The sequence below is a fragment of the Virgibacillus sp. M23 genome (genome assembly GCF_034190895.1).
GTDB lineage: Bacteria > Bacillota > Bacilli > Bacillales > Amphibacillaceae > Virgibacillus > Virgibacillus salarius.
Map to the genome: position 1 here is coordinate 110,541 of NZ_JAWDHA010000004.1, position 22,874 is coordinate 133,414.

The following is a 22,874-nucleotide window of genomic DNA, read 5'->3' on the forward strand; positions in this document are numbered from 1 at the left end:
TAGGGAACGAGATTATGTACAATGTCCCATTTTCATAGCTATAGATATTCCATATTTACAAAGGGATCTTTGGCATCGAGTTCTCCTTTAATTCGCTTTGCGTTTAGGTCTTTTCCATACAGCCATTTTTGAAAATCTATAATAAGCGGTTTTCTGTCTCCGCCAAGCGCAAACCATGCTTTTAAATCATTAGAAAAATAAGCAGCGGTATGTAATGTTCCTGCCCATGCTCCATATTTCTTAGAAAACACGCCTTTATCAGTATCATTTAACATTCGAAAGGCATGATAAGGATCAACAGCATGCTGCTGCTGTGAATAGATTGCTTCATAACGTTGATATGAGTCATCCATTCGATAACGGTTCTCTTCTACTAAGTGCTCAAAGTGGTTTGTACAAATATTGGATTGTCGTATTGCGACTGCTCGCGGAGATGCTTCAACAATGCTGGACTTCCCGAGCCCATCCATTAAAACATAACTAAAGGAGTGGCGGTGCGGTATTTCTTTTAGTAATGTTATTGCCTCTTCCAGATTAGCGCAGCTTTCTAACACAATTCTGCCAATCATATTACAAAGAAAACCATCTGCAGATTTTTTTCGATTAATGAAATTATAACCCATAGCAAGACCTTTCTCATTAATTCCATCTGTGCGCCCAGTAATTTGCATAGTTGGTCCTATGGTAGCGTAGCCATTATCATTTGGCTGATACATAACATAACGCCCCTCATAAGTAGAAGGGTCATTATCATAGTTGCGAATCATATAATGTGATCCTGTGAAAATAGAACAGCCACTTCTAATAAATTCCAAATAGTAGCCACCAAAATCTTGGACGGCTTCCTTGATCGTCAGTTGTAACGCATCGGCTAAACCTTGTAGCTCATCCCATATTCTAGGTGCAAAATAAAGGAGCATTTCTTTCACTGTATCAAGTTGAATAATGAAATGGCGTCGCTTCTGTGATTCCCACTGTTTTTTTCGATTAACTAAAATAGGTGTTTGTTTAAGAATTTCACCTTGATAATACCCGAAGTCATAATGGCTACCGCGGTATTCTACAACGTCACTAAAGACGGTCTTCATTTTCGTATCTCCTTTACTGGATAAATAGCGCATTAATCATGCATGTTGAGTGTACTTTATATCTTATAAAATAGATATAAATATGCACCGTATTTAAACTGGAGATGGACAAAAGGATATGCTGTAATTTCAGCCTAAAATATTCATTTCGTAAGTAAATTAGTTCTATTGACGTATTACAGGATGATACAAACAGAAGTAGGCTGGGACGAAACTAAAATAGCTAAACCAAAAGCCGAACGATAAAAAATGTTCATACGATGCGCAGTCAAAATACGTAGACTCCTTGAAAAAGAAGAGCGCTTTTCTGCCTGCGATGTATCGCTTCTGAAGGCTTCCTTATCTTACGGCAAAAGTACGACTGAAGATCCTACAGGAAAGCGAAGCATTTTGACTAAGCGATGAATAAACTACCGAGATCCAAAACAAAAACCCAACCTTATCTAAAATATTCAGATGAAGTTTGGGTTATTCATCGCTTAAAAATTCTTGCGTCACAGCCACAGATAGCGATTTTTCTATTTACTTTCGTTTTTTCTGTTCAATTGTATTAAATTCATTCTCACTTGCAAATTCTACGTGATCCTGTTGTTTATTATGTTTGTTTCTGTTATTTTGCTTATTCTTATCTTTATTGCGATTTTTGTTTTCCTCAGACATGTAAAAACCTCCTTATTCGTTTAGATAGTTTAGCGATGCCCAAAGCATAAAAAATTATGTATCACTATACGAAATAACGATAACGATAACGTAATAACGCTTTATTATACTATGTTGAATTAATTTTTAAGCTTTTTCCTCTAGTCAAAGCTAGTGAATCTCTTCGTGTGATATAAACGTTTTGCCATTTGAGAAGCTGTTACTACATGGAGGTTCATTATTTCGATCGTACCAATAAATAGGTCTATTATCCAGATCTTCTCCGTTAAATTCGGACCAATATGCATAGCGAATTATTGACAGTAATCTGCATAGCAGTTATCATAATGAAATAAATCTGACTAATTTCATCAGAAAAGGGTGTTTTGGATGTCGACAAAGATTCAACCAATCAGAGAAGTAAAAGATCCAATTCCTAAAAATACAACGAAGTTAAATAAACCACAAATTTCTTTAATTATTGGGGGGATACTGGTAGGAGCGATTCTGCTAATCTACTTATTCGCTAAGCAACCTATTACTCAGCCGTTACTGTTAATAATCGGGCTATTGCTTGGTTATACGTTATTCCATGCGCGTTTTGGCTTTACTTCCGCTTTTAGAAGATTTATGTCAGTAGGTAATGGGCAAGCACTACGTTCACATATGCTCATGCTAGCAATTGCAGTGACATTATTTGCACCTATTTTAGCGTTTGGTCATTCCTTCTTTGGTGGAGAAGTCGCTGGCTACGTATCACCAGTAGGTATAAGTCTATTAGTAGGCGCCTTCATGTTTGGAATAGGGATGCAACTTGGTGGTGGTTGTGCTTCAGGAACATTATATGCTGTTGGTGGGGGACGATCCGTCATGTTTGTAACCTTACTTTTCTTTATTATCGGTTCCACCATTGGAGCGAAGCATCTCCTGTTTTGGACAGAAGAATTACCAGCTTTTGAACCTATTTCATTAGCAACCTCAACAGGACTTGGGTATGGTGGTGCTTGGATTGTATCCATTGCATTATTTGGATTAATCGCTTGGATTACGTTTAAAGTGGAAAGAAAAAGAAAAGCACCTAAGATGGCACCTGTTCCTTCAACAAACGGTTGGAAACGTATCTTACGAGGTTCTTGGCCATTATTTGTAGCAGCTAGCATATTAGCTATATTAAATGCTCTTACACTACTTACGCGTGGAGCTCCATGGGGAATTACATCAGCATTTGCGCTATGGGGTTCTAAGGTAGCACAATTCTTTGGTGTCGACGTTGCTAGTTGGCGCTATTGGCAGGGAGCAAATGCTCAGGTACTAAAATCGTCTATATTCACAGACTCTACCACTGTACTAAATTTAGGTGTTATTCTTGGTGCGTTTCTTGCCTCAGCAGCTGGTGGGTTATTTAAATTTACAAAATTAAACTTCAAAAACGTAGTAGCTTCTATGCTTGGAGGGCTATTAATGGGCTATGGAGCTCGCCTTGCATTTGGCTGTAATATTGGCGCTTATTTTGGAGGGATAGCTTCTTTTAGCCTACACGGTTATGTCTGGGGGATCTTAGCATTAGCTGGTACATTTTTAGCCCTATACCTTCGACCATTATTTGGATTATCAGTCCCAAAATCAAAGGATTCCTTTTGCTAAATGAATGGTGTAAAAGTTAAAAACTGTCGCTTGATAGGATATCACTACAAGCGGCAGTTTGTTGTTTTCTGAAGAGAACTTAGAAGAAAACTTAAAGTGATGTGGCTTTTTGACCAGGAATTTTTTCCCTTTTATTTTTACTCTATTCTTATATACTCTTAACCATAGATTAATAGTTTCTCTGTAAAATCTGTAATGGAGTCCAAATACAAATGAGGAGGAATTGTTTTGATCAACAAAAGGTGTGGGAAAAGATTACTAACCTTAACAGTTATCACTTCTTTAGTACTTGGTAGTTTTATAGCTGCAGGTCAAGAGGTGGAAGCGAAGAGGCATTATCCTAGTCAAGCAAAAGTCAAAAATGTCATCTTTATGATAGGAGACGGCATGGGGCCAACATACAATACAGCATATCGGTCATTTAAGAATAATCCATCGCCTTATCTGGAGGAAACTGCTTTTGATCAGCATTTAGTGGGAATGCAGCAAACCTATTCTTGGGATTCAGAAGAGAGTATTACAGATTCAGCAGCAGCTGCAACTTCGTTATCCTCTGGGATTAAAACATATAATGGTGCAATTGCCGTTAATATGAAAAAGAATGAAGTAAAGACAGTATTAGAAGAAGCAAAAGATAGAGGAAAAAGAACAGGACTTGTTTCTACATCACAAGTAAATCATGCTACTCCAGCCTCTTTTGGAGCTCATGATAAGTCACGTCATAATTATAATGATATTGCTGATGATTATATAGATGAAAAAGTAGATGGTAAGCATAAAGTGGATGTTATTTTAGGAGGGGGTATCTCCTATTTTGAAAGAAAGGATCGCAATCTAGCAGAAGAATTTCAAGATGCCGGATATAGCTATGTAAATACAAGAGAAGAATTAGTAGCTGATACGAATAAGCAAATCTTAGGTTTGTTTGCTCCGGTTGGGCTAGATAAAGCAATTGATCGACCACAAGAGCAGCCATCTCTAGAAGAAATGACGGATACAGCAATAGATCGCTTGAGCACAAACAAAGATGGTTTCTTTTTAATGGTAGAAGGCAGTCAAATAGATTGGGCGGGTCATGATAATGATATCGTTGGTGCGATGAGTGAAATGAAAGACTTTGAGAAAGCTTATGAAAGAGCGATTGATTTTGCAGAAAAAGACAAGCAGACGTTAGTAATCACTACTGCTGACCATTCTACTGGTGGTTTAGTGATGGGGGTCGATGGAGAATATAAATGGGATCCAACACCCTTGAGAGCAGCTAAACGTACTCCTGATTTTATGGCAGCTGAGATTAGTGACGGCAAGGATGTTAAAGAGGTTTTGGATCAATATATTGACTTGGATCTAACAGCGGAAGAAATAGAATCTGTAAAAAAAGCGGTTGAAACTGACGATACAACAGAAATTGATAATGCGATTGAACGAATTTTTGATGTGCGTTCTGGTACTGGATGGACAACTGGCGGACATGATGGTGTAGATGTAAATGTATATGCTTATGGTCCACAGGCAGATCAGTTTATTGGCTTAAATGATAACCATGAGGTTGGGCGCAAGGTGATGGATATATTAAAAAATATTCGAAGCGCCAAGCCATAACCTAAATAACTATGTATACCATGATCCCGTTACTTAAGCAGCGGGATCATTTACATAAATGGAGGCAGGAGGGGCTTAGATTAATGATTAAATGGTTACTTATGCTGATAGCTATTCTAGTTGTATTTGGTTGTGCTAGGCATGATGAAAACGCGGAAGCAGAAAATGGTGCTGTAAATTCTGAACAAAAAGGAAAAGGGATGCAAGCAATAAAAGAGGAAGAGAAAGAAGTTGATCAATATATAAATAATCCACAGGCACCTGATACGAGGTCATTGAAAGAAATTGGTGATACATATGAAGATGAAGATGGCAAGGTTACTTTAGTAGCAAGCACAGACGATAGTAAAAGACTAGAAATTGGACCAATTGAGCTCACATATAAGAATTTGAAGGTGATGGAATATAGACCTGCTCTTCATTTGATAGATTACTTCCATCAATTCACTCATCATGAAGATAGATTTAATTACTTGAAGCTACAAGTAAAGATTCAGAACAAAAGTGAACAAACGATTAATGTTGCACCTGTATCGGTATTGGAGACGAGTGAAGGGGAACTAAAGGGTTTTGAAGATGATTTTTATCTACAAGAACTTCATGGAAAGCTATCACCTGGACAGGTGAAAACAGGTGAACTTGCATATATTCTTGAGAAATCAGATCCAGAACAGTTAAACTCCATTTCAATAACGACAAGTGATGTGTATGAAGACAATAAACAACAAGCAATAGAAAAGGGAAAGAAAGTGGAACTGGCGTTTTAAATTATCTATGCTTACCTCACGTTAACAGGCAGTAAGACAATTTCAAGATATTCACGGGTATTCCAACGTAGAAAGAATTCGTGAGCCTTCTTCGTACGTTAGCGCAAGAAGGCTCACTATCTACCATGGATAGCAAAGAATATTTTCCCAGCAGCTCGTAGCACGAACTATTTTCAACCTGTTTGTTTTTTCATAGATTAATATGCTGGTTTTCTAAGCGTCCTATTGGTTGTTAGGATCTATTACTTTAAATGGCCGCATCATATCATAGTCCTCATGCTCTAAAATATGGCAATGCCAAACGTATTTTCCAGTATAAGGTGCGAATTTACTTATTACTCTTGTAATCTGTGCTGAGGGAGCTGAAATTGTATCTTTCCATCCTTTTTCGTTTGGCTGAGGAGGAGCAGGTGAGTCCGTGTAGATAATCCTTCCATCCTTATTATAGTGCGCCAAATCAAAAGCTCTCCTATCTAATAATTGAAATTGAACAAGGTGTATATGGATAGGGTGGCTGAAACCGGTAACATTTATGATTGACCAGATTTCTGTTGAGCCTAATTCTGGTGTCTCAGTAATTGGATCTCCCCACTTTTTATTATCTAATAGTAGCAGTGGTCGCCCGTAGTCATCATTTAATCCTATGAGTTTTAGATTACGAACCGCTTTAATTTTATTTTGTTTGAGAGAGGGTATGGTTGATAAGTAGGTTGGAATAATAGTATGGTCTCGTTGTTTTAGTGGTAGTTGCACTCTAAATTGCATGATCTCGTTTGTTTCATCATCTGGATCAGCATTGGGTCCAAGGTCATTTTTCAAAATAATAGAGTTCTCTTTATACTTGCTGAAATCAACAATTACATCAACACGTTCAGCTGGCTCGATATTTATCGTATTTGCCTTAACCGTATTGGGGAGAAAACCTCCGTCTGAACCAATTTGATATAGGGGGGCACCAGAACTAAGGTATAATTGATATCCCCTTGTATTCGACGCGTTAAGAATCCGAAAACGATATTTCCTTGGTTCTACTTCAAAATACGGCCATATTTTACCATTAACGAGTATTTTATCACCAATAAATGCAGGTGAAATAGATGGATTTGGTGTGTTCGTAGTGGGATTATTAGGCTGTGCTGGATAGTAAAGAGATCCATCTTCATTAATGGTACGATCCATGATAATGAGTGGAATTTCATAAGGACCGTTTGGAATATTCATTTCTCTCTCCTTACCTCGAATAATGTACATTCCGGCAAGTCCTGCATACACATTTAATCTCGTAATCCCCATAGCATGGTCATGATACCAAAGTGTTGTAGCACGCTGTTTGTTTGGATAATGATACACTTGCTGTTGGAATGCAGGCCCTACTTTCTTAAAATCCTTTGTAAACCAAGCTTCAGGGTAGCCATCACTTTCTGGGGTAGTTACACTACCGTGTAAATGAGTTACTGTTCGAACTTCTGGTTGATGAGCTAAATGATGAATGGATTTATCAACTGGCAGTAAATGTTTATCAGGAAGGTTGTTTATCCACTTAATATGCATTTGATTACCTTGATCAGTATCAATCGTAGGTCCAGGAAATTGTCTGTTATATCCCCATAATGTTGTCGGTCTTAAATCACGATGTAGTTTTTGTCTGAATTCTTCCATCCTTATTTCTAAATAAGAATAATCTTTTCCTTTTATTGATTTCATAATAGGCAATTTATCAACAAATTTTGTTAGCTTCAAATAAGAACCCCCTTCGCAAAATTCGGGTGATAATACAGTAGATGTAAAGTAATGGTGTAAAGGTTGGGCGTTCTTCCTAATTCGTCATTTTCATTTTATCCCGCATATAACTGGCAGTAAAATCCTCACATCAAGCAATAGTGAATGCAATATGGGTAAGTGTGGATCAACTGCCAGTAAATGTCCGATTGGTTTAAAGGACTTTAGGTCATACCCTTGTGGTACTACCAATCCGTGGGGGATAAACGCCCTTCCACGGATTGAAGTTTCACACTCTCTATATACACATTTACATGCATGGTGATTATTATCTCTATATATTTAAATAGAAATATACGATTATATTTATCGTGACTATTACGCTACAATTGAATTAACATGCAGATGATAAGGAGCTGTTTACTATGAATTTTCATGAGTTAGAGCACAAAGAGATGTATGCAACGAGAGAAGCAGATTCTTCATGGATAAATATTGTAACAACTTTAATGAATCAACCTGCTTCACGTATTCGTGCTGCTGATATTGGTTGTGGTGGCGGAATTTATGCCAAAGCGTTGGCAGAAATGGGCATACCCACCGTTATTGGTATTGATTTTTCAGATGTAATGTTAACAGCTGCCAAGCAGAATTGTCAGAATTATTCACAACTATCATTTAAAAAAGGTAATGCGTATAGTACAGGTTTACAAGAAAGTAGCGTTGACCTCGTTCTACAAAGAGCGCTCATTCATCATTTGAAGGATTTACCGGCTTGCTTTCGTGAGGCATATCGAATTTTACAAAAAGATGGAGTGTACCTTATTCAAGATAGGACGATAAGCGATTGCTTGAGAGATGGCGATACTAAACATATTAGAGGGTGGTTATATTCGCTATTTCCCCGGTTAATTAATTATGAAGAAAAAAGACGATTCTCGAGTGATGTGATTATAAATTCATTAAAAGATGCGGGATTTAAAGATATCGAAGAGCTACAATTGAAGGAAACTAGAAAAATATACCCTTCTAAAGAACTTTTATTTACGGATATTAGAAGAAGAAATGGGAAAAGTATTCTTTATCAACTGTCTGATCAAGAAATTGAAAAATTTATATCCTATTTAAATACAACTTTAAAAACAGCAGGAGAAATTACGGAAGTAGATTATTGGACGATCTGGAAGGCAGTAAAATAAATAATATATACTCATAAAAGAATCGATGAACGTTCTCACCGATTCTTTTAGAATTATCCAATATGCATGCTTATACTCCGTAGAAGGAAATGTATCGTTTCCTTCTGCCTAATAACACAATTAATTATAAAGAACAGCCGGCTTACGGACAAAAGGTTATATAGTTAATGAGACGAGAGATCATCTTTAATCAAACTATATACATAATGATCCACATATGTATCATACAGCCACTCTGCTTTTCTTAATTGTCCTTCTCTATGAAAACCAAGTCGCTGCGGAATAGCGGCACTTCTAATATTCTTCGTTGCTACCCGAACTTCGATTCTATTTAATTGTAACTCTAAGAAGCAATAGTTGATTATAGCTTTGCATGCACTTGTAATTAATCCTTTTCCTTGAAACTTTTCCCCTAGCCAGTAACCAATTGATGTAGAGCGATTTCCCCAATCAATATGATGAAGGCCAATCACTCCAGCTAATTCTCCCTTATACCATATTCCTAAGTGTAACCCCGTATTATTGCTGAACTGTTTCAGTGCACTGTCAATGAAGGCTAAGGAATGTTCGACAGTCTGTGTTTGATCAATCCATGGTAGCCATTTTCGAAGATGATTTCTTGATTGATCGGTTAAATAAAATAATTGGTTTGCATGACGGTGTTCTAACAATTGTAAACCTGCTTCAGGGCTCAGCTGATGATAAAACATAGTCGCTTTCTCCTTTCCTATTTACCTAACATGCTCTGCATGCTAAGCTTTAACTACTTCTATTGTAACGGAATGGATGGCAGTTAGGGGGAGATCTTTATGAATATGGATGAAACGTTGCAAAACATTGTTCATGCTTTCCAAACATGTTTAGGGGAAAAACTAGATGGTATTTATTTACATGGTTCGTTAGCTATGGGGTGTTATAATCCGCTTCATAGCGATATAGATCTATTAGTTCTTGTGGGAAAACAACTATCGTTGGATGAAAAGAAGCATATAATTAAACAATTGATCGACTTAGAAGATAGGTTTGCTGTACGTATAGAAATGAGTATGATGTTGCAATCCACCTTATACCCTTTTTTATATCCAACTCCTTTTGAATTACATTATTCCATGGACCATAAACATTATTATTTACAGAATGAAAACTACCTATGTGCTAATGGTAAAGACTATGATTTAGCAGCGCACATTGTCGTAACCCTTGAACGAGGAGTTACATTATTTGGTGAAGCTAAGCAGCTAGCTTTTCCTGCCATTGATCATACAATATACCTTTCTTCCATTATGAAGGATATCGAAGATGCCTATATTGAAATTCGTAACGCACCTGTTTATTATAGTCTGAATTTATGTCGTGTACTTTATTACTTGAGGGAAAGTGTTGTATCGTCTAAGCAAGAAGCAGGTGAATGGATGTTAGCACAGCTAGCTGATGAAAGAGAGGATTTACATATGGTAGTAGCTCATTCCTTAGCTGATTATTCTTTAAATAAGCAAAAACATGCATGGGATGTTTCTGCATTACAGTTATTTGCTGCATATATGCTTCGTGCTATTGATAGACAATTGGAGAACATAACGTAAATGCTTACCACTAATGTAGAAAAGAAATACAAAGAAAAGGCATATACAAGCGGGAGTGCTTATGGAGAGCAATTAAAAAATATTATACAACATAAACACTTCCCAATAGATTACAGTTTTTTAACTTCGTTAAAATAGCAATAGCAATACATTATCATTGGCTTACCTTATTCATATACTCCCTTTGTCTCTAGATGGAAATCAACCGTAATCTTATGAAGTGATTCAGCTTTTAATGGATACTTGGCTAAATCTTTTGGTTTAACTCGTTGATGGAATAGCTTATTCTTAATGTTATATACGTCAACTCCTTTATTAATACCATTTAAGTATGTTTCGGTTATTTCTTTTTTTATTTGTTTCTTTACTAATTTTTCAATTTTCTTGACTGAAAGTTGCTCCTCCATGTCAGAAAGTGACCCTACAGCTTTCACATGGATGGAAAATTGAAAATCGCTTCCCTTTTTCTCTACACTAAATTCCACATGGGGCTTCATAATTCGAACTGTTCCTTTAATTTGATCATCTTCTACAACATCTATTGTTGTATTTTTCGTATCATTATTGGTCCAGCGAAGTCCTGGTAGTTCATCATGGGATAACCATTCCTTGCCCTTCCCATTATGAATGGGAAATACACCATTCACCTTTAATGTCTTTTTAGGCTTAGGTTCTACGACAGATTCCTTCCAATCTGTTTCATCGATAGAAAGAGCAGGTAATAATGCCGTTCCTCCAGGCTCTTTGTAGATGGAAACAAATTTATGCATGCGGATCGGCCTAATGTAGGAGTTAATAGTATACGTATCCGTGGGCTTATATAAAATGGTGTAGACAGGTGGTAGTTGAAAAAATCCTGTAGCACTTAGGATATCGTCAATCGATTCTTTTGTTCCAAACATCCAAGGAGTGTAACGAAATTGCCCGTTTTTTCGTAATGACTGCTCCGCACGCGTAACTCCTTTCTCAATTACAGATTGCGTATAAATAACAGCACCAACATGTGCCCAATTAATCATTTGCTGTGACGTATGATATAAATTATTAACAGCATCATTAACTGTTTTCCCTTTAGCCCTACCAATGTAAAGAGGAACTTGCTGAGCGGGTTTATTAACATCTTGCTTTGCTACATTGGAAAAGTCTAAAATTTGCACATAAATAATATAGTTTTCATCTTGATAGTCAATTGCCATAGCGGTTGCGTAATTAACCTCGCCAATTTCTTTTTCATCCCAACAACCACTTAAAACAAGTAATAAGAAACTAATTAAAAGTAATTTTTTGATACGCTTCATTATTTATCAGCCTGCCTGTCTGCATCATTCGTATCCAAAATTAATGCTCGTTCATTTTGTTTAACAACAGGGTCTTTTACGACGGCTTTCACAAAATCTTTTTTAGAGAAAGGAGAAACTGGGCTTAAATAAGGAACACCAAATGATTCGAGTTTTGCAAGGTAGCCAAGTGTAAGGAAAACACTAATGAAAAATCCAAACATACCAAATAAGGATGATAGAAGAATCGATCCGATTCTAATTATGGAAACAGTGCCAAAGAGTGCCTGATTTCCTAATGTAAACGTAGCAACTGCCGTAATAGATGAAATAACTAGCATCGTTGGAGAGGTTAAACCGGCACGAATGGCTGCATCTCCTACGATGAGACCACCTACTACGGCTACGGTTTGACCAACTGGTTTCGGTAATCTTACTCCTGCTTCTCTAAATAATTCAAATAATCCAAGCATTAAGAGTAACTCTACTGTCGTATTGAATGGAATACCTAATCTTGAAGCAGCAATTGTAGCTAATAGTGGAAATGGTATCTGGTCAACATTATAAGCAGATAGCGATACCCAAAAAGCTGGTAAGAAGATAGACAGCATAAACCCAACAAGTCTAAGAAACAATTCAAACGTAGCATAATAATACGGTGTATGCTCATCCTCAGAAGTATTTAAAAATAATCCTAAGTTGCCAGGAGCAATAATTACATTTGGTACATTATCAATAAAAATGGCGAACCTACCTCTTGCTAAGCTACTTACAACACCATCTGGACGAGATATTGATTGCATAAGGGGAAATAAGGAATAATGAGATTCACCAAGAATACCTAATAACTGATTATCACTTAACAAGATATCAATATCTATATGATTGAGCCTTTTTGTAACTTCATTTATCATATCTTTATTTTGGATATCGCTAAAATAAACTAATTCTACCTTCGTATTACTTCTTTTTCCAATTACAAATGATTTTGAAGTAAGCGAGTTGGTCTTTAAGCGCTTGCGAACTAGTGCTACGTTAGAGCTTATGTCCTCAATAAATGCATCTCTAGGTCCACGTAAAGATACTTCTGCATTCGACTCTTCAGGTGAACGCTTTGGTGGATTCGAAGTATCAAAGAAATAAATATGGTCTGATATTATGAATGCTGAATAGCCGTTAAATATTTTTTCTGGAAGGGTTTGACCGATATTGACCTCATCTTTAGACCACTTTATTTTTTTTGAGCAGTTTATATGTTCTACACCCTTTAGACCATTATGATAATAATTTTCTTGTATTTCAGGTAAAATACTGTTTATTAATAAACTATGTTCAATCATACCGTTGCAGTAAATCACTAACATCGGTTCTTTTTGCTTTGGATTATATAAGAGATGGTTTTCAATGGAGACATCCGAAGAATCTCGAAATAAGTCTCGTATATAGTTTTCTTTTGATTGCTTTTTATTTTTTCGCATGTATAGACATCCTATTCTTCGATAATTTAATCAGGAGTGCGATCGTGCAAGTGATTACAACACCAAAGATACTGCTGCCCAAGTAATAATAGTTAGATAAAAACTTCAAAAATGCCTCATCCGAAATAGGGGCTAACATAAACAGTAAATAGATGAAGCAGATAAAAGTTTGTATAAATAGCCGTTTCTTTTTATTAGTAATGTTAAAGGCTTGGGTAATGAGATATAAGATGATAGTTAAACGGATAAAAGCGCCAGATAACCATTGGTAAATAGATAAAAAATCCAGATGGTTAAAATAGTTTCCAATACCAACAATTCTCCATTGAAAAAAGGCTGGATAACGAATTTTTGCTGCCTCTTCAACGCCAAAAGTAGCTATTGTCCCAAGTAAGGGGCCGGTAGTTAAGATAGATAAAAATAAGATAAGAAAAACTAAATGCTTGAATTGGATTGATTTTGTAACCTGATGTTGAAGTAAATACAATAAAAATAATTCAATAACGGAACCAAATGCGAACAAAGCACCGTGGAGGACGTCTCCCCATCCATTTTCAACCAGTACTGGTGCCACAAGTCGGTAGTTTTTATCGGGAATAGTACCAATTGCTACGAACATACCGAAAAGAATTACTAGAGGTAGCAGAACGCCTGCGCAGATACCAATAACGTTTAGCTTACAATAAGATATATAGAGCGATGCGCCTAAAGTAAACAAGGTGATAACAAGGATTGGTGTAAAAAACAAATACGTTTCATCTGTCCACATAACGGTTTCCTTTAAGGTTATCCAGCCCATAATTAGAAGAAATATAACAATTAAAATAGCAATACCATAACTTAGCGTTTTAGAATAGGTAGAAGATAACCATTGAAATAGCGATTGATCTTGAAACTGCTTTGTAACATAAAGGAACAATGGGGAAAGGGCTAGAAGGAGGCTATAACCAATTAGCACACTAATCCAAGCGTCTCGGCCAGTCGCGTTAATTAAGATTGGTATCACAATAACATGGTTGCTTAAGCCTGTGCTTAACAAGAAAATAGCCATTAATTGTGAAATTGTAATATTACCCATCTATAATCCCCCAACCCGTGTTAATGATGATAATCATATTGTGAGGATATTAGCAAAGTTTATTCATGCTAAAATGCCAAACCAGTAGTTAACTACTAGCTTGGCATTTTTATCCGCATATAACTGGCAGTAATACTTCCATTGATTGAAGTTTCCCCTTATCATTTTATATGCTTATGATAGTAGTTACCCCAATGTGGTTTACTGCCATCCCTGTCCGTAAAATTGTAAATATCGGATAATTGCCAGGTAGATAGTGTTTTACCCGAAAAACGACCAACATCAGGATCTGTTGCTAAATGCCTAATCGCTTTACCGATGTAAAAAGGTGTTTCAGATGCTATAAAGTGTTTATCGCTTTTAACACCATCCTGCCAATTATCTTCCGTAACCTGAAATAAATCTAGCATTGCCTCGGAGCGCAGAAACCCTGGAGTAACAGCCAGTGCTATAATCGAATCTTCCTTTAAGTCAGTGGCCATCGCTTGTGCCATATGAATGTTTGAGATCTTAGCTAGACTATAATAGAAGTTCCCTCGATAGGAATAATCTGTCCCATCAGTGATTTCGATCATTATTCCTTGAGGTGCTTTCTTTAATAGTGGAATAGCATAATGTGAAGTAATAATATGTGATTGTACTGCTTGTTGCAGCAACTGTAACCCATCGGACAAATCATGATCTCCTATAGTTTTCCCCCATTCTGTTAACGGATCTCCGCCCCAAATGTCATTCACAAGAATGTCCAGTTGACCCTGTTCATGTTCAATTCTTTGAAATAAGGATTTGACTTGTTTTTCCTTTGTATGATCAGTTTTAACAGCGATGCCGCAGCCACCCGCTTGGCTAACTAACGCTGCTGTTTGCTCGATAGTTTCTGATCGTTGCATAGGTGAAGTATGGTTATTCGTAGTCCTTCCTGTTACATAAACTGTAGCTCCTGCTTCCCCTAACTGGATAGCAATACCACGTCCTGCTCCTCTTGTTCCGCCAGCAACAATGGCAACTTTCCCTGTCAAATTTCCCATCTTATTACTCCTTTCAAATTGATATACTGTTAGTGTAACGGTTAAATATGACACCTAATGTCAACATTGTTCGAAATTGTAGAGAGAACGACATTGTTAGGAAAACCAGTTCCATAGGTTTAAGCAGAGATGGTAGGGCAACAATGAAGCGATGGGATTTGATTAACTACAGTGCTTATTCAAATGAGTGGACAACTTTAACCCAATTTTGTGAATTCCAAGCATCGAAAATCCTGCGATTCCTTGATCTATGCGTGTATCGAAAGAGAAAGGTACCACACTTGTTTGATCCACTGTTGGAGGAATACATAGTTGGGTGGTAACATGATTTAGAAATGGATGATGCATCCCATTAAATAATGCACTAATAATAAATATCATACATGCAGGCATTAGGATCATAGCACTTAATAATACGAATTTCCGCTTTTGCTTTTGGTCAAAGTAAATCTTAGCTTTGGTACTAGCTAATGGCCACCACATGAAAAAAGCTAAAATGAAAAGTGCAACTAAATATGGTATACGAATCATAGGGTATTTGAATATAAACTGCATGACAACAGGTAAGTGATACAGAAAAAATAAGATAGCAAAAAGGAGAAGTGCTGATATCGTTAGCAATTTCATGTTTAGTCGAATTTGGATACCTAAAAAGCTATTCCTAGTACGGACGTGTAGTTTAGGACTACTTCGTATAAACAACGGCGGGATAATAAAATAGACGATACTCATTTGAATCATATGAAAACTAAAGTTAAAATGGCTAATTGCTGATAATGGACTACCTATGGTTAGATAGAAGAGGCATAGGGAGAAGATTAATAATATAGGCTGAGACTTCGTATTTATTGTTAACCTTTTCTTTATGAATAATAGAATATATCCAATGACTATTAATATGAGTGCGCATAATAATGGTATATTCCACTGCTGGCCAACAAGTAACATCTCGATACTCATTTTATCTCTCCTTTAGATTCGTAAGGCATTTATTATAAATTAACAAATACTCACAGATAAAGGAAGGAAAACTATAGTAGAATGTGTTAAGTTTGCAATGAATTCGTGAATTGACTAATAGATAATTCTATTCATAAAGTACATAAATTATTCACAAATAATTCAAAGAAATTACATTGATGATTCCGATTACACATGATATATTTTGTTATAAGATGTTAAATGATGTTATGTAAGGGGGGAGGTAAATAATGCTGCCGTTGGAGCGTCAAAATCGCATAAAAAAACTTATCTATGAAAAAAAGAATCTAAAAATAGCTGAATTAAGTAAAACATTTGGTGTCTCAGAAATGACAATACATCGTGATGTGAAGGGACTATTAGATCAGGGGATTGTTAAGAAAACATTTGGAGGAATTTCTTTAGTACATACGGAGCATCAGGAAACGAACACTAGTCATGATGCTTGTGTATTTTGTAGCCGGAAAAATAATGATAGGCTAGCTTATCGTTTAATCTTATCTAATGATAAAATCGAAATGGCCTGCTGTGCTCACTGCGGATTATTGCGACATCAACAATTGGGAGATAAGGTAATTCAAGCGATTTGCCCAGACTTTTTTAGACAGACAACTATAAGTGCACCCTCAGCTTGGTTTGTAATGGATACAACATTACATATGGGATGCTGTCAACCGCAGGTTTTAACTTTTGAATGGAAAGAGCATGCCGAAAAATTTGTCAAGGGTTTTGGAGGGGAAGTATATGCCTTCCAAGCAGCTAAAAAAGCTTTATTTGAAAAAATGAATGGTAATACAACTTGTGGTGGGAAGCACTAGTCTTTGAGTCCATTAAAAGAGGAGAATGTCAGATGCACAAGAAATATTTGTTGCTGATTTTAGGAATGATTTTGATGATGGTTCTTGCCGCTTGTGGCGAGAATGAAAAAGATGATACGACAAAAAAGGCTGAAGATGAAGAGGTTAAGTCATTAAATGTAGATTTTGAAGTACCTGAAACAGTTGATCCTGGTGATCCGGTGGAATTAAAAGCAACAGTGACTTATGGTGATGAAAAGGTTACAGATGCCGAAGAAGTGGTTTTCGAAATCTGGGAAAAAGACAAAAAAGATGACAGTATTAAAGTTGAATCTACAAACAATCAAGATGGTACATACACTGCAGAAACAACATTTGATCACGACGGAGAATATGAAATGTATGCTCATACTACCGCAAGGGCGCTTCATACCATGCCGAAAAAAGCAATAATAGTTGGAGATGGCAAAAGTCATGAGGAGCAGGAGGCTGAAAATCATGAACATGACTCAGGAGAGCACGATCATGGTACACATGCAGAAGGATTCTCCATGCACTTTAATAAACTAGAAAATGTAAAAATAGATCAGGATGTGGAAATGACCGTTCATCTACAGATGGATGAACAAGCACTTGAACAAGCAGCTGTGCGCTATGAGGTATGGAAAGAAGGCGAAGAAAAACATGAATGGGTAGATGCAGAAGAGAAAAAGGCTGGTGAATATACTGCAAACCATTCTTTTGGGGAACAGGGTACTTATCATGCTATCATCCATGTTGAAAATGATGAAGGTTTACACGAACACGAGGAATATCAAATAGAAGTAGCTAAATAAAGAATGGGTAACAATTACATGGTGAATTTGTTCACATATTATGAAATGGAAAAAGGAATGTTCATAGAGGAACGTTCCTTGCAGCTTGTAGAGAACCTTTATGTTTTCTACAAGCTTTTTTTGTTGTCTAGGAAACTATAAAATTTGAGCACTATGGATAACTATGGGCGTGTTGAACCGCGTCAAGCTCCAGCGTCTAGAAACTAGGCAGTCTCGCGAATTGCCCTACGATACGCCATCATCGGTTCGCGCGCAACCACACCGTGATTCCTTTATCTCCGTTAACTCTCTACGTTTCTAATCGGGTGCTTGCGCTTTTGTTGTGTGTGTGGGACGAATGCGGAAGTCTCCAGTATTCTCTGTCTTTATACGGAAAAGAATTCCCCTTATCTAACGCCATCTTATATAGGGGAAGACAATCTTCCGTGTTCTGTAGATCTACTTACCTTCATTAGAAAGCCGCTCGCCGTTTCATCGACCTGTTTTTTCGATCCTTCTCATACACGACGTATAACGGTTTTTCAATGTCTTAATTTTGTGTACACGTCTAGGATGATACCTACTTATTCGAGGACTACTATCAATTTAGCGTAAATAAAACGTTACGCGTTGAGTTTCTTTTGTCAGAGTATTATGGATTCGGTATAATAAGTCGAAGAGGAGGCGTGCAGAATGATTTCTTCATTAGTAATACATAACCGACACTTTAAATGCAACAAAAGGGACATGGGGGATTGGGGGTTCCCAACTTTTATATCAATACGGCATTGTAGATGAAGTCCATGATTTAGACTTAATCATTCCTGATAATGAGGTACAGCTTTTCACGGGGGCTATGAGATGTATTGGGACAGAAAAGGACGTACAAAAGAAACATCCCTTTTTAACTATGTATTTCTTTAAATTTTGTGTGGATCAGCTAGAAGTAGATGTAATGAGTGAATTTAAGATCGGGCATTCAGATGGGGTATATACGTATGCATTCACCAAAAATTCTATTGTTGAGCATCAAATCAAGGGTAAAAAGGTTCCTTTTTGTAAATTAGAGGATTGGTTTATCCTCTACCAGTTAATCCCGGGAAGAGAGCGAAAAGTAAAACAATTAGAAAATTATTTCCTGGGTAATGGTATCTGTTATCCTAGTATTCTATTAGCTGCAATCGAAGAAAATTTACCTTTGCAAATGAAGAAGCGTATTCAAACTGTGTTAGATAATACGATAGAAGCTAATGGCAATTGGAAATCTAAATGAGGGAAGGAGGATAGTTGATGGTAACAACAATTTATTTGGTAAGGCATGCTCATTCAACGTCTACACCTGATGAGTACAATAGAACCTTATCAGCACAAGGTGTAATTGCTGCTAGTCAAGTAACAGATAAACTCACAAAAGAAAACATTCACCATGTCTATTCGAGCCCTTATCGACGAGCTATTCAAACTATTGAAGGGACGGCTAGACAGTTGGACAAAACGATAGGTCTGATTGAAAATGTTAAAGAGCGGATTTTGTCAGATAAACCGGTAAAGGATTTTCAAACAGCCATTACCAAGGTTTGGGGCAATTATGATTTTGCTTTCACAGGTGGTGAGTCCAATTATGAGGCACAACATAGAGGAGTTAAGTCCATTTTTGAACTATTGGAAATTCATCAGAATGAGAATATTGTAATTGGAACACATGGAAATATTATGGTACTCATCATGAACTATTTTGATCGTCGCTATGATTTTTCGTTTTGGGAAAAGCTTGAAATGCCAGCAATCTACAAGCTCATTTTTAGGGAGAAAGAGCTTCAAGAAATACAAAAAATTGACGTAGACTAGTTCATATAAACAAGCAAGGATAGTTTCCATTTTTCGCGTTAACTATAACATTGGGCTGTTATGAAAGGGGTAGTGCTAATGAAATCCAAAATAAAACAATCGTTTGATCAATTATCCTACGCGTATGAACAAGAGGTTGACAAAGTAAGCTTTATACAATAGCCAATATGAAAGACCAGCTATGCTGAAGCAAGTACCTGAGGATTTAACAGGGAAATCAGTTTTGGATGCAGGCTGTGCAGCGGGTTGGTATACAGAACAATTGGTGAAAAGAGGGGGGAGGCTAACAGCAGTTGATCTCAGCCCCAAAATGGTAGCTGCTACAAAGAGAAGAATGGGAGAAACAATACAGGCTTATTGTGTTGATTTAGAAGAAGTACTTCCATTTACGGATAATTCCTATGATATCATTGTTAGTTCTTTAACGCTTCACTACTTAAAAGATTGGCACAAGACCTTCGTTGAATTTAAACGTATATTAAAACCATCTGGCTTACTATTATTTTCTGTACATCACCCACAGATGAAATTCTTATTAGACCATATGACTAATTATTTTAAAGTAGAACTAATGAAGGATAGATGGAAAAAAGCGGGGGTATCCGTCGATGTTTACTCATATAGTAGGCCAATGCAATCTATTTTAAACGATACACTTTCTTATTTCTCACTTGAACAAGTAATTGAACCCCAACCAACACGAAAGTTTAAAGAACAGAATCCAACAGGTTATGAAACATTAATGAAGCAACCACATTTCTTAATCGTAAAGGCACGAAACGATAAAAGATGAGAAATAAACACACACTAAAATTAGTGGGCTGAGACAAATGTGTTTTATCTTGTATATAACTGGCAGTAAGACTGCCAGTTCAAGCAATAAAGTGAAACCTCAATCAGTGGGGAATAAACAAAATCCCCACTGATCAAGGTTTGTTCTGCCCCCTTTGTTTACACAAACCAGGTTCTTTCATCAGTCGAACAAAATACTACGCTTTCTGCGGATAAGGCTTCAGCAACGATACATCGTTTCCATAAATTAGATTTTCTCTCTAACTTCCGGGGGTTGGTATCTTATCGTTTGGCTCTTGGGTTAATTATGTTAATTTTGTCCCATCTTTGAACAGCGAAAGCTCCTATCCATTAAGTATATCCACATGATTACTTATTGTGATCTATCTCTGCTAATTGTTGTTCGGTGTCATTTTTTCTATACCTTATTCGTTCGAAGTCAGTATTATCTGAAAGATTGTTTTTTCCGGTTATATTTTCTAATAGCTCTTTTACATCAATACCTGAGGAAGCTTTGAGGGATTCCTGCAAGCTTGCCATTAAGTTTGTAGCATATCCAGATACCTTATTAGCACCACCGTCACTTCCACTGCTTCCAGTATCTACAACCGTAAGCTTATCAATATTTGAAAGTGGAGCGGCAATTTCTTTTGCATATTCTGGTAGCATTTTCATTATCATATCTAATATGGCTGCTTGACCATATTGTTCAAATGCATCTGCAATTTCACGTTTTGCCTCAGCCTCTGCTAATCCAGTAAGTCGGATGACCTCTGCTTCAGATTCTCCTTGTGCTCGTTGAGATTCAGCCTTGGCAAGACCATCAACCCTTACACGCTCTGCATCTGCTCTGGCTTCAGCTTCAATTCGGTATTGATTTGCTTCTGCCTCAGCTATTTGTTTTGTCTTATCGGCGATAGCTGATTGCTCTACCGCATAACGATCTGCGTCTGCTTTCTTCTTAACCTCAGAATCATATTGTCTTTCTCGTCTTTGAATTTCTTTTTCTTCCAATTCAATTTGCTTTTGACGTTCAATGATTTTTATTTCCATTTCATGTTCGGTTACTTCCTGCTTTGCTCGGGCTGTTTCTAAATCATAGGCTTGGTCAGCTCGGGCTTTTGCAATATCCTGTTCTCTACGATAATCAGCAGTTTTCAATTGATTCACTTTTTCTGCCTCGGCGATTTCTGTAGATCTTTCTAATTCAGCCTTTTTCGCGTCTTTCGCTGCTTCAGCGCGTTTTATACGTGTTTCCTTATCCGCTTCTGCTGTAGCTATATCAGCATCTCTCTTTACTTGCGCAATTCTGGGCTTACCAAGTGATTCAAGATAACCATTTTTATCCTTAACATCCTTTATAGTAAATGAGACAATGATTAAGCCCATTTTTGCTAAATCTTGAGATGCAACACGCTGTACTTCCTGTGAGAATTTATCACGGTTTTTGTAAATTTCTTCGACAGTCATTGACCCGAGAATGGAGCGCAAGTGTCCTTCTAAGACCTCTCGTGCTTCATTTTCTCTGTCTTCTTTTGATTTGCCTAAAAACTGTTCTGCGGCAGTTGCAATCTCTCCAATCGATCCACCGATTTTAATAATTGCTGTCCCATCTGCCATAACAGGAACTCCCTGTTCAGTATAAACTTCTGGTGTGGTTACTTCTAATTTACTAGAAAGCAAGCTGAGTGGTTCCGCCTGTTGGAAAACAGGTAGTACAAAGGCACCCCCTCCTCGAATGATCTTAACCTTATTGCCTGATTCATCTACATGAACATTTTTCCCACCTAGGTAGCTCCCAGTTACGATTAATGCTTCGTCTGGACCAGCGGTTCGGTATTTTGTGATAAAGACTCCAATTAATGCTAATAATAAGAAAACCGCAACTCCGATAACAATCCAAAATCCTTCAAACATAAATTTCCTCCTCCAACATGTATATTATTAACGTACAATTCCAAATTGGATTTGTAGGGTTAATCAGATTCATAGACTTCCAATTCATCTTCATAAGGTTCTACATAGAGCACACCATTTTTCACCTCAAGTACTAATACTTGAGTGCCTTCATGAATACCTTTTGTTGTATATTGTGTTGCAGGTTTTGATATCATTCCGCTTTTACTTTCAATAACAACTTCCCCATATCCTTCATCAGGAATTGGAATAATGATTTTACCAACTCTTCCAATTAACGATTCTTCTGTGTAACTTAACGATTCCTCAGCTGTAGATAAGGGTATAAGAATAAAAATATTTAATAGTGTATCTAAAATAAGACTTATAACTAGAGATAAACCTATAATAAAAAGACTAGATAATGTAGTAGTGGACTCTAGGATATATCCTGCTGCTGAAAAAAAAGTAATAAATGCTAAGATGAGCACGGGATTTATGAATGGAAAAATTTCACCAATCCCCTCGAGAAAGTCTCCGAAAAAAATGTAAAGAACAGTTAAGAGTCCTGCTATGATAAGTACATATAAATAGACTGTCTCAATTGGTGCACCAAATAGGGACATTCGAATCACATCCTTCA

General features: G+C 36.8%; 21 protein-coding genes. 10 read left to right on the plus strand and 11 right to left on the minus strand.

Annotated elements, in window-relative coordinates; all coding sequences use genetic code 11:
* Window positions 1–38: 38 nt before the first annotated feature.
* Together RVS70_RS02825 and RVS70_RS02830 are read right to left on the minus strand one after the other, a co-directional pair.
* Complete coding sequence (locus RVS70_RS02825) at window positions 39–1,088, minus strand: C45 family autoproteolytic acyltransferase/hydolase (protein WP_166529949.1); 1,050 nt, start codon at window positions 1,086–1,088, stop codon at window positions 39–41.
* A 522-nt stretch (window positions 1,089–1,610) separates the two neighbouring features.
* Window positions 1,611–1,748, minus strand: coding sequence for a hypothetical protein (locus tag RVS70_RS02830; RefSeq protein WP_162986396.1), 138 nt, complete (start codon window positions 1,746–1,748; stop codon window positions 1,611–1,613).
* Between the two features lie 369 nt (window positions 1,749–2,117).
* Between RVS70_RS02830 and RVS70_RS02835 the strand changes: the two genes are divergently transcribed.
* From RVS70_RS02835 to RVS70_RS02845, 3 genes are all read left to right on the plus strand, one after another.
* Complete coding sequence (locus RVS70_RS02835) at window positions 2,118–3,371, plus strand: YeeE/YedE family protein (RefSeq protein WP_321132478.1); 1,254 nt, start codon at window positions 2,118–2,120, stop codon at window positions 3,369–3,371.
* A gap of 228 nt (window positions 3,372–3,599) precedes the next feature.
* Window positions 3,600–4,973, plus strand: a complete 1,374-nt coding sequence (locus RVS70_RS02840) for an alkaline phosphatase (RefSeq protein WP_240455738.1) — start codon at window positions 3,600–3,602, stop codon at window positions 4,971–4,973.
* 83 nt (window positions 4,974–5,056) lie between these two features.
* Complete coding sequence (locus tag RVS70_RS02845) at window positions 5,057–5,740, plus strand: hypothetical protein (protein WP_051388383.1); 684 nt, start codon at window positions 5,057–5,059, stop codon at window positions 5,738–5,740.
* Window positions 5,741–5,962: 222 nt separating this feature from the next.
* On the opposite strand, the gene RVS70_RS02850 is transcribed toward RVS70_RS02845, so the two are convergent.
* Window positions 5,963–7,444, minus strand: coding sequence for a multicopper oxidase family protein (locus RVS70_RS02850; RefSeq protein ID WP_051388388.1), 1,482 nt, complete (start codon window positions 7,442–7,444; stop codon window positions 5,963–5,965).
* A gap of 440 nt (window positions 7,445–7,884) precedes the next feature.
* On the opposite strand from RVS70_RS02850, the gene RVS70_RS02855 reads away from it, so the two are divergent.
* Window positions 7,885–8,658, plus strand: a complete 774-nt coding sequence (locus RVS70_RS02855) for a class I SAM-dependent methyltransferase (RefSeq protein WP_121604983.1) — start codon at window positions 7,885–7,887, stop codon at window positions 8,656–8,658.
* Window positions 8,659–8,822: 164 nt separating this feature from the next.
* Here the strand turns inward: RVS70_RS02855 and RVS70_RS02860 are convergent, their stop codons facing one another.
* Window positions 8,823–9,368, minus strand: coding sequence for a GNAT family N-acetyltransferase (locus RVS70_RS02860; RefSeq protein WP_026682195.1), 546 nt, complete (start codon window positions 9,366–9,368; stop codon window positions 8,823–8,825).
* Window positions 9,369–9,467: 99 nt separating this feature from the next.
* On the opposite strand from RVS70_RS02860, the gene RVS70_RS02865 reads away from it, so the two are divergent.
* Window positions 9,468–10,241: an aminoglycoside adenylyltransferase domain-containing protein gene (locus RVS70_RS02865; protein ID WP_121604984.1), complete on the plus strand. Its 774-nt coding sequence runs from the start codon at window positions 9,468–9,470 to the stop codon at window positions 10,239–10,241.
* A gap of 167 nt (window positions 10,242–10,408) precedes the next feature.
* Here the strand turns inward: RVS70_RS02865 and RVS70_RS02870 are convergent, their stop codons facing one another.
* The 5 genes from RVS70_RS02870 to RVS70_RS02890 form a co-directional block, all read right to left on the minus strand.
* Window positions 10,409–11,539, minus strand: a complete 1,131-nt coding sequence (locus RVS70_RS02870; RefSeq protein WP_121604985.1) for a Ger(x)C family spore germination protein — start codon at window positions 11,537–11,539, stop codon at window positions 10,409–10,411.
* Window positions 11,539–12,996 carry a spore germination protein gene (locus RVS70_RS02875; protein ID WP_026682192.1) on the minus strand — a complete coding sequence of 486 codons (1,458 nt, stop codon included), beginning with the start codon at window positions 12,994–12,996 and terminating at the stop codon, window positions 11,539–11,541. The genes RVS70_RS02870 and RVS70_RS02875 overlap by 1 nt, the downstream gene beginning before the upstream one ends.
* Window positions 12,983–14,074: an endospore germination permease gene (locus RVS70_RS02880; protein ID WP_321132479.1), complete on the minus strand. Its 1,092-nt coding sequence runs from the start codon at window positions 14,072–14,074 to the stop codon at window positions 12,983–12,985. The genes RVS70_RS02875 and RVS70_RS02880 overlap by 14 nt, the downstream gene beginning before the upstream one ends.
* A 161-nt stretch (window positions 14,075–14,235) precedes the next feature.
* The gene (locus RVS70_RS02885) at window positions 14,236–15,102 is read right to left on the minus strand and encodes an SDR family oxidoreductase (protein ID WP_026682190.1); all 867 of its coding nucleotides are present in this window, start codon (window positions 15,100–15,102) and stop codon (window positions 14,236–14,238) included.
* Window positions 15,103–15,264: 162 nt separating this feature from the next.
* Window positions 15,265–16,062 carry a cytochrome c oxidase assembly protein gene (locus tag RVS70_RS02890; RefSeq protein WP_321132480.1) on the minus strand — a complete coding sequence of 266 codons (798 nt, stop codon included), beginning with the start codon at window positions 16,060–16,062 and terminating at the stop codon, window positions 15,265–15,267.
* Window positions 16,063–16,313: 251 nt separating this feature from the next.
* On the opposite strand from RVS70_RS02890, the gene RVS70_RS02895 reads away from it, so the two are divergent.
* The 5 genes from RVS70_RS02895 to RVS70_RS02915 all read left to right on the plus strand — a co-directional run bounded on the left by RVS70_RS02895 (window position 16,314) and on the right by RVS70_RS02915 (window position 20,336).
* Window positions 16,314–16,901: a DeoR family transcriptional regulator gene (locus RVS70_RS02895; RefSeq protein ID WP_026682188.1), complete on the plus strand. Its 588-nt coding sequence runs from the start codon at window positions 16,314–16,316 to the stop codon at window positions 16,899–16,901.
* A 32-nt stretch (window positions 16,902–16,933) separates the two neighbouring features.
* Window positions 16,934–17,716 (plus strand): FixH family protein, encoded by a 783-nt coding sequence (locus RVS70_RS02900; protein WP_026682187.1) that lies wholly within the window; start codon window positions 16,934–16,936, stop codon window positions 17,714–17,716.
* Between the two features lie 934 nt (window positions 17,717–18,650).
* Entirely contained in the window at window positions 18,651–18,968 is a 318-nt protein-coding gene (locus tag RVS70_RS02905; RefSeq protein ID WP_321132481.1) for a hypothetical protein, read from the plus strand.
* Window positions 18,969–18,985: 17 nt separating this feature from the next.
* Entirely contained in the window at window positions 18,986–19,543 is a 558-nt protein-coding gene (locus tag RVS70_RS02910) for a histidine phosphatase family protein (RefSeq protein WP_321132482.1), read from the plus strand.
* Between the two features lie 181 nt (window positions 19,544–19,724).
* Window positions 19,725–20,336: a class I SAM-dependent methyltransferase gene (locus RVS70_RS02915; protein WP_321132483.1), complete on the plus strand. Its 612-nt coding sequence runs from the start codon at window positions 19,725–19,727 to the stop codon at window positions 20,334–20,336.
* 368 nt (window positions 20,337–20,704) lie between these two features.
* Here the strand turns inward: RVS70_RS02915 and RVS70_RS02920 are convergent, their stop codons facing one another.
* Together RVS70_RS02920 and RVS70_RS02925 are read right to left on the minus strand one after the other, a co-directional pair.
* Window positions 20,705–22,252, minus strand: a complete 1,548-nt coding sequence (locus RVS70_RS02920; RefSeq protein ID WP_321132484.1) for a flotillin family protein — start codon at window positions 22,250–22,252, stop codon at window positions 20,705–20,707.
* Window positions 22,253–22,311: 59 nt separating this feature from the next.
* Window positions 22,312–22,857: an NfeD family protein gene (locus RVS70_RS02925; RefSeq protein ID WP_121604994.1), complete on the minus strand. Its 546-nt coding sequence runs from the start codon at window positions 22,855–22,857 to the stop codon at window positions 22,312–22,314.
* Between the last annotated feature and the right edge of the window lie 17 nt (window positions 22,858–22,874).

Bases quoted from the DNA above. Each gene is read 5' to 3' on its own strand.
- RVS70_RS02825 (WP_166529949.1), bottom strand. From the start codon at position 1,088: ATGAAGACCGTCTTTAGTGACGTTGTAGAATACCGCGGTAGCCATTAT.
- RVS70_RS02830 (WP_162986396.1), bottom strand. From the start codon at position 1,748: ATGTCTGAGGAAAACAAAAATCGCAATAAAGATAAGAATAAGCAAAAT.
- RVS70_RS02835 (WP_321132478.1), top strand. From the start codon at position 2,118: ATGTCGACAAAGATTCAACCAATCAGAGAAGTAAAAGATCCAATTCCT.
- RVS70_RS02845 (WP_051388383.1), top strand. From the start codon at position 5,057: ATGATTAAATGGTTACTTATGCTGATAGCTATTCTAGTTGTATTTGGT.
- RVS70_RS02850 (WP_051388388.1), bottom strand. From the start codon at position 7,444: ATGAAATCAATAAAAGGAAAAGATTATTCTTATTTAGAAATAAGGATG.
- RVS70_RS02855 (WP_121604983.1), top strand. From the start codon at position 7,885: ATGAATTTTCATGAGTTAGAGCACAAAGAGATGTATGCAACGAGAGAA.
- RVS70_RS02860 (WP_026682195.1), bottom strand. From the start codon at position 9,368: ATGTTTTATCATCAGCTGAGCCCTGAAGCAGGTTTACAATTGTTAGAA.
- RVS70_RS02865 (WP_121604984.1), top strand. From the start codon at position 9,468: ATGAATATGGATGAAACGTTGCAAAACATTGTTCATGCTTTCCAAACA.
- RVS70_RS02870 (WP_121604985.1), bottom strand. From the start codon at position 11,539: ATGAAGCGTATCAAAAAATTACTTTTAATTAGTTTCTTATTACTTGTT.
- RVS70_RS02875 (WP_026682192.1), bottom strand. From the start codon at position 12,996: ATGCGAAAAAATAAAAAGCAATCAAAAGAAAACTATATACGAGACTTA.
- RVS70_RS02880 (WP_321132479.1), bottom strand. From the start codon at position 14,074: ATGGGTAATATTACAATTTCACAATTAATGGCTATTTTCTTGTTAAGC.
- RVS70_RS02885 (WP_026682190.1), bottom strand. From the start codon at position 15,102: ATGGGAAATTTGACAGGGAAAGTTGCCATTGTTGCTGGCGGAACAAGA.
- RVS70_RS02890 (WP_321132480.1), bottom strand. From the start codon at position 16,062: ATGAGTATCGAGATGTTACTTGTTGGCCAGCAGTGGAATATACCATTA.
- RVS70_RS02895 (WP_026682188.1), top strand. From the start codon at position 16,314: ATGCTGCCGTTGGAGCGTCAAAATCGCATAAAAAAACTTATCTATGAA.
- RVS70_RS02900 (WP_026682187.1), top strand. From the start codon at position 16,934: ATGCACAAGAAATATTTGTTGCTGATTTTAGGAATGATTTTGATGATG.
- RVS70_RS02905 (WP_321132481.1), top strand. From the start codon at position 18,651: ATGAGTGAATTTAAGATCGGGCATTCAGATGGGGTATATACGTATGCA.
- RVS70_RS02910 (WP_321132482.1), top strand. From the start codon at position 18,986: ATGGTAACAACAATTTATTTGGTAAGGCATGCTCATTCAACGTCTACA.
- RVS70_RS02915 (WP_321132483.1), top strand. From the start codon at position 19,725: ATGCTGAAGCAAGTACCTGAGGATTTAACAGGGAAATCAGTTTTGGAT.
- RVS70_RS02920 (WP_321132484.1), bottom strand. From the start codon at position 22,252: ATGTTTGAAGGATTTTGGATTGTTATCGGAGTTGCGGTTTTCTTATTA.
- RVS70_RS02925 (WP_121604994.1), bottom strand. From the start codon at position 22,857: ATGTCCCTATTTGGTGCACCAATTGAGACAGTCTATTTATATGTACTT.